General features: G+C 59.5%; 9 protein-coding genes. 7 read left to right on the top strand and 2 right to left on the bottom strand.

Features of this window, described 5'->3' with window-relative positions:
* Window positions 1-121: 121 nt before the first annotated feature.
* Window positions 122-910 (bottom strand): 3'(2'),5'-bisphosphate nucleotidase CysQ, encoded by a 789-nt coding sequence (gene cysQ / locus AGR2A_RS14245; RefSeq protein WP_072494783.1) that lies wholly within the window; start codon window positions 908-910, stop codon window positions 122-124.
* A gap of 335 nt (window positions 911-1245) precedes the next feature.
* Between cysQ and AGR2A_RS14240 the strand changes: the two genes are divergently transcribed.
* From AGR2A_RS14240 to AGR2A_RS14210, 7 genes are all read left to right on the top strand, one after another.
* The gene (locus AGR2A_RS14240; RefSeq protein WP_004443357.1) at window positions 1246-2148 is read left to right on the top strand and encodes a branched-chain amino acid ABC transporter permease; all 903 of its coding nucleotides are present in this window, start codon (window positions 1246-1248) and stop codon (window positions 2146-2148) included.
* A 49-nt stretch (window positions 2149-2197) separates the two neighbouring features.
* Window positions 2198-3550 carry a high-affinity branched-chain amino acid ABC transporter permease LivM gene (gene livM, locus AGR2A_RS14235; RefSeq protein WP_373887383.1) on the top strand — a complete coding sequence of 451 codons (1353 nt, stop codon included), beginning with the start codon at window positions 2198-2200 and terminating at the stop codon, window positions 3548-3550.
* Entirely contained in the window at window positions 3550-4428 is an 879-nt protein-coding gene (locus tag AGR2A_RS14230) for an ABC transporter ATP-binding protein (protein WP_034498713.1), read from the top strand. The genes livM and AGR2A_RS14230 overlap by 1 nt, the downstream gene beginning before the upstream one ends.
* Window positions 4428-5156 carry an ABC transporter ATP-binding protein gene (locus tag AGR2A_RS14225; protein WP_004443349.1) on the top strand — a complete coding sequence of 243 codons (729 nt, stop codon included), beginning with the start codon at window positions 4428-4430 and terminating at the stop codon, window positions 5154-5156. The genes AGR2A_RS14230 and AGR2A_RS14225 overlap by 1 nt, the downstream gene beginning before the upstream one ends.
* Before the next feature lie 180 nt (window positions 5157-5336).
* Window positions 5337-5690, top strand: a complete 354-nt coding sequence (locus AGR2A_RS14220; RefSeq protein ID WP_004443347.1) for a DUF6867 family protein — start codon at window positions 5337-5339, stop codon at window positions 5688-5690.
* A gap of 119 nt (window positions 5691-5809) precedes the next feature.
* Window positions 5810-6928, top strand: coding sequence for a branched-chain amino acid ABC transporter substrate-binding protein (locus AGR2A_RS14215; RefSeq protein ID WP_072494782.1), 1119 nt, complete (start codon window positions 5810-5812; stop codon window positions 6926-6928).
* A gap of 125 nt (window positions 6929-7053) precedes the next feature.
* A complete protein-coding gene (locus AGR2A_RS14210; RefSeq protein WP_072494781.1) occupies window positions 7054-7770 on the top strand; it encodes a polysaccharide deacetylase family protein in 717 nt (238 codons plus the stop codon).
* On the opposite strand, the gene AGR2A_RS14205 is transcribed toward AGR2A_RS14210, so the two are convergent.
* Window positions 7719-8306 carry an AAA family ATPase gene (locus AGR2A_RS14205; protein ID WP_072494780.1) on the bottom strand — a complete coding sequence of 196 codons (588 nt, stop codon included), beginning with the start codon at window positions 8304-8306 and terminating at the stop codon, window positions 7719-7721. The two genes, AGR2A_RS14210 and AGR2A_RS14205, sit on opposite strands and share 52 nt — an antisense overlap.
* Window positions 8307-8452: the final 146 nt, after the last annotated feature.

The following is an 8452-nucleotide window of genomic DNA, read 5'->3' as shown; positions in this document are numbered from 1 at the left end:
GAGTCGATCTCCCCCCTTGACGGGGGAGGATGCCCGGCAGGGCAGAGGGGGGTAAAGCCGCACACACCGAAGCTCACCAATGCCGCCCGTCGCAAGAGCCGCAGCAAACGCCGAGCGCCCGTTACCCCGCGTGTTCCACCGCCATCGCCCCTTCGGCAATGAAATCCGGATTGGCCAGCGCATCCTCGCCATCGCCCTTCACCGCATAGGTTAGTGGAAGGCCCGAGCAGTCCAGCGTCCGGCCGCCGGCGGCGCGCAGCACGGCGTCGCCCGCCGCCGTGTCCCACATCATGGTGCGGCTGAAGCGCGGGTAGATATCGGCGGCACCCTCCGCCAGCATGCAGAATTTCAGCGACGAGCCGACAGAAATACAGTCCTTCAGTCCATGTTCGGCCACGAAGGCTTCCGTTCGTGCGGTGCAGTGCGAGCGGCTGATCAGCGCCACGGGGGAAGCGCCGCGCTGGCGGGCCCGGATGGGGTGGCGCGACAGGATGACGCCTTCGGCCGATATGGCGAGTTTTTCGGCGGCGTTGCCCTCGCCGGTCCACGCCTGTCCGCGACAGGGGGCGTAAACCACACCGGCCACCGGAACGCCGTTGCGGATGAGCGCGATGTTGACGGTGAAATCATCCTTGCCGGAAATGAACTCCTTGGTTCCATCCAGCGGATCGACAAGAAAGAATTCCGCTCCGGTTTCCGGCAGGATGCCACTCGACACGGCCTCTTCGGCAACCACCGGTATATCGGAAAAATGGGCGGCCAGGGCCGCAAGAATGATCGCTTCGGCACGCTGATCGGCTTCCGTCACCGGCGAGCAGTCATCCTTGTACGACACATGCGGGCCGGCACGGTGGACCGCCATGATGGCCTGCCCGGCGTCCAGCGCCGCTTTCGTCAATATGTCGATCATCTCTTTGCCAATTGAATCCCGTCTGCGGGATATCGCCGTTCCGATCTTCGCTACTCCTTTGCCCGCTGCCCGTCAAATAATGGCGTCGGACAATGCTAAAATAAGCATTCGACCATCATTTTTTCAGCACTTCCTGCCAAAATCATGGCTCTTTTGATCGGGAATGCGGCAGCTGGTGTGGAAATTCCAAATTTTGTGCAGGATCGCCCGTTTTTGACTTCACATTTTTAACGAACACGATATGCATTTTGAGGGTGGGGGTCTGCCTGCAAGGGCGCCCCTATAATTAACATAACGAGGCGTGGCCCATTTGAGGTCGTGCCCGGGGGAAAGACATGGAGTATTTTATCCAGCAGCTCATAAACGGGCTGACTCTTGGATCGATCTACGGCCTCATCGCTATCGGCTATACGATGGTTTACGGCATCATCGGCATGATCAACTTCGCCCATGGCGATATTTTCATGCTCGGCGGCTTCGCCGCGCTGATCGTTTTCCTGATCGTGACATCCTTTGTCGCCGGCATTCCGGTGGCGCTTCTTCTGCTTCTGATGATGGTCGTCGCCATGCTGATGACCGGCCTGTGGAACTGGGTGATCGAACGCGTCGCCTACCGCCCGCTCAGAGGCTCCTTCCGTCTTGCGCCGCTGATCACTGCCATCGGCATGTCGATCGCGCTGTCCAACTTCATTCAGGTCACGCAGGGTCCACGCAACAAGCCGATTCCGTCGCTGGTGACCGAAAGCTATCATTTCGGCGCCATCACCGTGTCGCTGAAGCAGCTGATCATCATGGTCGTCACCTCGGTGCTGCTCTTCGCCTTCTGGTATATCGTCAACAAGACGCCTCTCGGCCGGGCGCAGCGCGCCACCGAACAGGATCGCAAGATGGCGGCGCTGCTCGGCGTTGATGTCGACAAGACCATCTCCATCACCTTCATCATGGGTGCAGCACTCGCCGCGGTCGCCGGCACCATGTATCTGATGTATTATGGTGTTGCCTCTTTCAGCGACGGCTTCATTCCCGGCGTCAAGGCATTTACGGCAGCCGTTCTGGGCGGCATCGGCTCGCTGCCGGGCGCTGTTCTCGGCGGCCTCCTGATCGGCCTGATCGAATCGCTGTGGTCGGCCTATTTCTCCATCGCCTACAAGGATGTCGCGGCTTTCGGCATCCTGGCTTTCGTGCTGATCTTCAAGCCGACCGGCATCCTCGGTCGCCCGGAAGTCGAGAAGGTGTGATCCCATGGCCAATATCGCTTCCGAAAACACCTCTTCCGGCCCCAGCTTGATGGCGACAGCCGTGAAGGAGGGCCTGATTGCGGGCGTCATCTCGTTCGGCATGTTCATTCTTTATGTCGGCATCGTCACCTATCAGGACATCAACAACCAGCTGATCTGGGGCACGCGCTGGGGCCTTCTGGCGATCTTCGTCGCCGTTGCCGCCATCGGCCGCTTCCTTATGGTCGGCTTTATCAAGCCGTCGCTGGATCGTCGCAAGCTGGCCAAGGCCAAGAGCGGCGTTTTGGAGATTTCCGAGGAAAAGGGCTTTTTCCACAAGCACTTTCTGAAGCTGGCGCTGGTTCTGCTGCTGCTTTATCCCGTTATCGCGGTGCAGCTCTTCGGTTTCCAGGGCTCGCTGAAATTCGTCGACAATTTCGGCATCCAGATCCTGATCTATGTGATGCTGGCCTGGGGTCTGAACATCGTCGTCGGCCTTGCCGGCCTGCTCGATCTCGGTTACGTCGCCTTTTATGCGGTGGGCGCCTATTCTTATGCGCTGCTCTCCAGCCAGTTCGGCCTGTCGTTTTGGGTGCTGCTGCCCGTTGCCGGCATTCTGGCAGGCTTCTGGGGCATCATCCTCGGCTTTCCGGTGCTGCGCCTGCGCGGCGACTATCTGGCAATCGTCACGCTCGCCTTCGGTGAAATCATCCGTCTCGTGCTGCTCAACTGGACGGATGTGACCAAGGGCACTTTCGGTATTTCCGGCATCGCCAAGGCGTCGATCTTCGGCATCTGGTCGTTCGATGTCGGCGCGCCGAACAATTTCGCCAAGGCGTTCGGCCTGTCGATGTCCTCGGCCTATTACAAGATCTTCCTGTTCTACGTGATCCTGCTGCTGTGCATGCTGACGGCCTATGTCACCATCCGCCTGCGCCGCATGCCCATCGGCCGGGCGTGGGAAGCGCTGCGTGAGGACGAGATCGCCTGCCGTTCGCTCGGCATCGATACGGTCATCACCAAGCTCACCGCTTTTGCAACGGGCGCAATGTTCGGCGGTTTTGCAGGTTCCTTCTTCGCCGCCCGTCAGGGGTTCGTTTCGCCGGAAAGCTTCGTGTTCCTCGAATCCGCCGTCATTCTCGCCATCGTCGTTCTCGGTGGCATGGGCTCGCTGACCGGCATTGCCATTGCGGCGCTCGTCATGGTCGGCGGCACCGAGCTTCTGCGCGAAATGGAGTTCCTGAAGCATGTCTTCGGGCCCGATTTCACGCCGGAACTGTATCGTATGCTGCTGTTCGGGCTTGCCATGGTCATCGTCATGCTGTTCAAGCCGCGCGGTTTCGTCGGCTCGCGTGAACCCACGGCTTTCCTTAAAGAACGCAAGGCCGTCTCCGGCAGCTTTACCAAGGAAGGTCACGGTTGATGGCTTCCGGAACAACAACAATGACACCCAATACCACTGGCGACACGATCCTCAAGGTCGAACATCTCTCGATGCGCTTTGGCGGCCTTATGGCCATCAACGACTTCTCCTTCGAGGCGAAGCGCGGCGAGATCACCGCGTTGATCGGCCCGAACGGTGCGGGCAAGACCACGGTCTTCAACTGCATCACCGGCTTCTACAAGCCCACCATGGGCATGATCACCATGCGCCAGCAGGATGGCGAGACGCATCTACTCGAGCGCCTGCCGGATTTCGAAATCACCAAGAAGGCAAAGGTGGCGCGCACCTTCCAGAACATCCGCCTGTTTTCGGGCCTGACCGTTCTGGAAAACCTGCTGGTGGCGCAGCACAATGCGCTGATGAAGGCCTCGGGTTACACGATCCTCGGCCTTCTCGGCCTGCCCGCATACCGGCGGGCGGTCGATGCCTCTATCGAAAAAGCCAAATACTGGCTGGAAAAGGCCGATCTGATCGATCGCGCCGACGATCCGGCGGGCGATCTGCCCTATGGCGCGCAGCGCCGCCTGGAAATCGCCCGCGCCATGTGCACGGGGCCGGAGCTGCTTTGCCTCGATGAGCCGGCCGCCGGTCTCAATCCGAAGGAATCCCTGGCGCTCAACACGCTGCTGCGCGGCATCCGCGACGAGGGTACGTCGCTGCTCCTCATCGAGCACGACATGTCCGTGGTGATGCAGATTTCCGACCACGTGGTGGTTCTGGAATACGGTCAGAAGATTTCCGACGGCACGCCGGACCATGTGAAGAACGACCCGAAGGTCATCGCCGCCTATCTGGGTGTCGAGGATGATGAAGTGGAAGACGTGATTGCGGAAGAACTCGACGGAGGAGCGGCCTGATGTCCGGTGAACCGCTTCTGAAAGTCCAGGGTGTCGAAACCTATTATGGCAATATCCGGGCTCTGGCCGGTGTCGATGTCGAAGTCAAGAGGGGCGAAATCGTCAGCCTGATCGGCGCCAATGGCGCTGGCAAGTCGACGCTGATGATGACCATCTGCGGCAGCCCGCAGGCGCGCGCCGGCCAGGTGATTTTCGATGGCGAGGACATTACCCAGCTGCCGACCCATCTGATCGCCCGCAAGCGCATCGCCCAATCACCCGAAGGCCGCCGGATTTTCCCGCGCATGACAGTGCTGGAAAACCTGCAGATGGGTGCCAATCTCGATAACCTGAAATATTTCAAGGAAGACGTCGAGAAGATCTTCGTGATGTTTCCGCGCCTGAAGGAGCGTCAGAGCCAGCGCGGCGGCACGCTTTCCGGCGGCGAGCAGCAGATGCTCTCCATCGGCCGCGCGCTGATGGCACGTCCGAAGCTCCTGCTGCTGGACGAGCCTTCGCTGGGTCTCGCTCCGCTGATCGTCAAGGGCATTTTCGAGGCGATCAAGAAACTCAATCAGGAAGAGGGTCTGACCGTCTTCCTCGTGGAGCAGAACGCCTTCGCCGCGCTCAAGCTTTCCGACCGCGCTTATGTGATGGTCAACGGCAAGGTGACGATGAGCGGTTCGGGCAAGGAACTGCTCGCCGATCCGCAGGTACGCGCCGCCTATCTCGAAGGCGGACGGCACTGAAAGATTTTACTTGCGCCGGAAATTTTGCGGCGCAAGACTGCAAACGGCGGTCCGTCGTCCTTTCGGCCAAACCTTAAGGATCCATGGCGGGGCGTAAACAATAAAATGCCCGGCGGCAAACGACGGGACGACAGACAAGGCAGGGCCTGGGTATTCAGCCCGGCACTGATGGGGAAAGAGATGCAGGGCCTTTTTTTCGAGACGGATAACGGCGTGCGGTATGTTCTGCGCGCGTTGGTTGTTCTTCTGGGTTTCTGGACGGCTTGGCGCACCGGCAAATCCGTTGCCGACGGCTGGGGTGGTTATACGCGGGTGGTGATCTACACGCTCGCGCTGGGCGTGGTGATGCGGTTTTTGCATCACGCGCTGTTCGATGGGCCGTTCATCAACGGCTTCTACTACGTGTTTGACGTCGTTCTTCTTCTGGTTTTTTCCAGCATCGGTTTCCGCATGCGCCGGACGAGCCAGATGGTCAATAATTACTATTGGCTCTACGACCGCACGTCGGCATTTTCCTATAAAAAGAAAAATTGACAGCCGGTATTTTCCGGGGTCACTAATACTCGGCAGAGTGGAACGTTTCCTGTTCGGTTAAGGTGGGTACTGAACAGGTCCTCGCAAACAACCCATCCAAAGGAACTGGGAGTAAAGTAATGAAGAAGTCTCTTCTTTCCGCTGTCGCGCTGACCGCCATGGTCGCGTTTGGCGGTTCGGCCTGGGCCGATGTCGTGATCGCCGTCGGCGCACCGCTGACCGGCCCGAACGCTGCTTTCGGCGCTCAGATCCAGAAGGGTGCCGAACAGGCTGCGAAAGACATCAATGCCGCCGGCGGCATTAATGGCGAGCAGATCAAGATCGTGCTGGGCGACGACGTATCCGACCCCAAGCAGGGTATTTCGGTCGCCAATAAATTCGTCGCTGACGGCGTGAAATTCGTTGTCGGTCACTTCAACTCCGGCGTTTCCATTCCGGCGTCCGAAGTTTACGCCGAAAACGGCATTCTCGAAATCACGCCTGCCGCGACCAACCCCGTGTTCACCGAGCGCGGTCTGTGGAACACGTTCCGCACCTGCGGCCGTGACGACCAGCAGGGCGGCATCGCCGGCAAGTATCTTGCCGATCATTTCAAGGACGCCAAGATCGCCATCATTCACGACAAGACGCCTTACGGTCAGGGCCTTGCCGATGAAACCAAGAAGGCAGCCAATGCCGCCGGCGTGAAGGAAGCCATGTACGAAGGCGTGAATGTCGGCGACAAGGACTTCTCGGCGCTGATCTCCAAGATGAAGGAAGCCGGCGTTTCCATCATCTACTGGGGCGGCCTGCACACCGAAGCCGGCCTCATCATCCGCCAGGCGGCTGACCAAGGCCTGAAGGCCAAGCTCGTCTCGGGCGACGGTATCGTATCGAACGAACTGGCTTCCATCGCCGGCGACGCCGTCGAAGGCACGCTCAACACCTTCGGTCCTGATCCGACACTGCGCCCGGAAAACAAGGAACTGGTAGAGAAGTTCAAGGCCGCCGGTTTCAACCCGGAAGCCTATACGCTCTACTCCTATGCAGCCCTGCAGGCGATTGCCGGCGCTGCCAAGGCAGCCGGTTCCGTGGAGCCTGAAAAGGTTGCCGAAGCGCTGAAGAAGGGTAGCTTCCCGACGGCGCTCGGCGATATCTCCTTCGACGAGAAGGGTGACCCGAAGCTTCCTGGCTATGTCATGTACGAGTGGAAGAAGGGTCCGGACGGCAAGTTCACCTACATCCAGCAGGGCAGCTAAGCCTTTTGCGACACCCTATCGAAGCCCGGCAGTAATGCCGGGCTTTTCTTTTGCGCGACAGGCGCCACACTGGAGACAATAAGGCGAGAGACAAAACCTCCCTAAAACTGCAATGAGGGGTGGCAATGGCGATGAAACGGATGGTGTCTCTAATCCTTGGTCTTGCCATGCTGGCGGTGGTGCTCGGTGGCGTTCATCTCTTCAGCAAATCCCGGACGACGCAATTGTTCGGGGAGATCATTCCGAGGGTCGAGACGCCGAAGTCGGTGGTGGCCCTGACGTTTGACGACGGGCCCTCGGTGCGTTTCACGCCTGAGGTCCTGGCGATCCTGAGGGAACGCGGGATCAAAGCGACCTTTTTCCTGACGGGCAAGGAAACTGAAGAAAACCTGCCGCAGGCCCGCATGATCGTCAGCGATGGCCATCAGGTTGGAAACCACAGCTATACGCATTCCAACATGGCCTTGATGGGGTCCGCGCGGATCAGGGACGAGATCGAGCGCACCGATGCGGCCATTCGGACTGCGGGTCATAAAGGTGAGATCATGTTCCGCCCGCCCTATGGCAAGAAGCTGCTCGGCTTGCCATGGTATCTATACCGGCATGACCGGAAAACAATCATGTGGGATGTTGAGCCGGAATCCTATCCAGATATCGCCGAGGATGCAGCGGCTCTTGCGAAGCACGTTATCGAGCACACGAAAAACGGCTCGATCATCATCATGCATGTCATGTATCGCAGCCGCGAGGCTTCACGGCAGGCCTTGCCGCTGATCATCGATGGACTGCGTCAGCGCGGGTTCGAGTTTGTGACCGTGTCGCAGCTGCTGGAAAATCGCTGAGACAGCTGCGCTCCGTCCAGCCGCTCCAAAATGAAGTCAACACGGTCTTCGACGCCTGATTTCGGAAGGACGACGGTTTCATAGCCGAGAGCTTGATAATCCCTGACGAGGCGGTCGTATTCTGCCACGGCCGCGGCAAAATCATGCCGCCGCTCCGTGTCTGCCCGATAGATTTCCGGCCAGGGCGGGGTAAGGAAGACCAGCCTGTTATAGCGATGTTCGCGTTGCAGCGTTTCGATGACGGGGTCACCGCTGACCTCGCGTAGAGCCGAGGCGGCGTCGATCAGGCCGCGATCGAAGAAGACGGTGCCGTGCTCTGGCGCATGCTGACGGTCTTCGAGCGCCACAGCGATGGCGCGGCGCGCAAAGGCTTCGAGGTCTATCCACGGCAGAGCGTTGCCGCCATCGCGGGTTTCTTCGATGACGATGCGGCGGCCGGGTTCCTCCACGGTGGCGAAACCGCGCCGGGCGAGCTCGGCGAGAAGCGTGGATTTTCCGCCGCCGGAGCAACCGGAGAGGATGATGAAACGGTTCATGGGTGTGCGTTCCTGTATTGGGGTTCAGGGCAGGGGGTGGTGATTTTTTGGGAGGTGGTTGCCGCCTATTTCTTCTCCCCCGCCGGGGAGAAGGTGGCCCGAAGGGCCGGATGAGGGGGCTAGCTCCCCGAATATCTTTGCCCTCG

Origin of the sequence: Agrobacterium genomosp. 2 str. CFBP 5494 (assembly GCF_900013495.1) — a bacterium.
In the GTDB taxonomy this organism is placed as follows: domain Bacteria; phylum Pseudomonadota; class Alphaproteobacteria; order Rhizobiales; family Rhizobiaceae; genus Agrobacterium; species Agrobacterium pusense.
The sequence above is the reverse complement of the archived record's forward strand: the minus strand, read 5'-3'. Positions and strand labels throughout refer to the sequence as shown.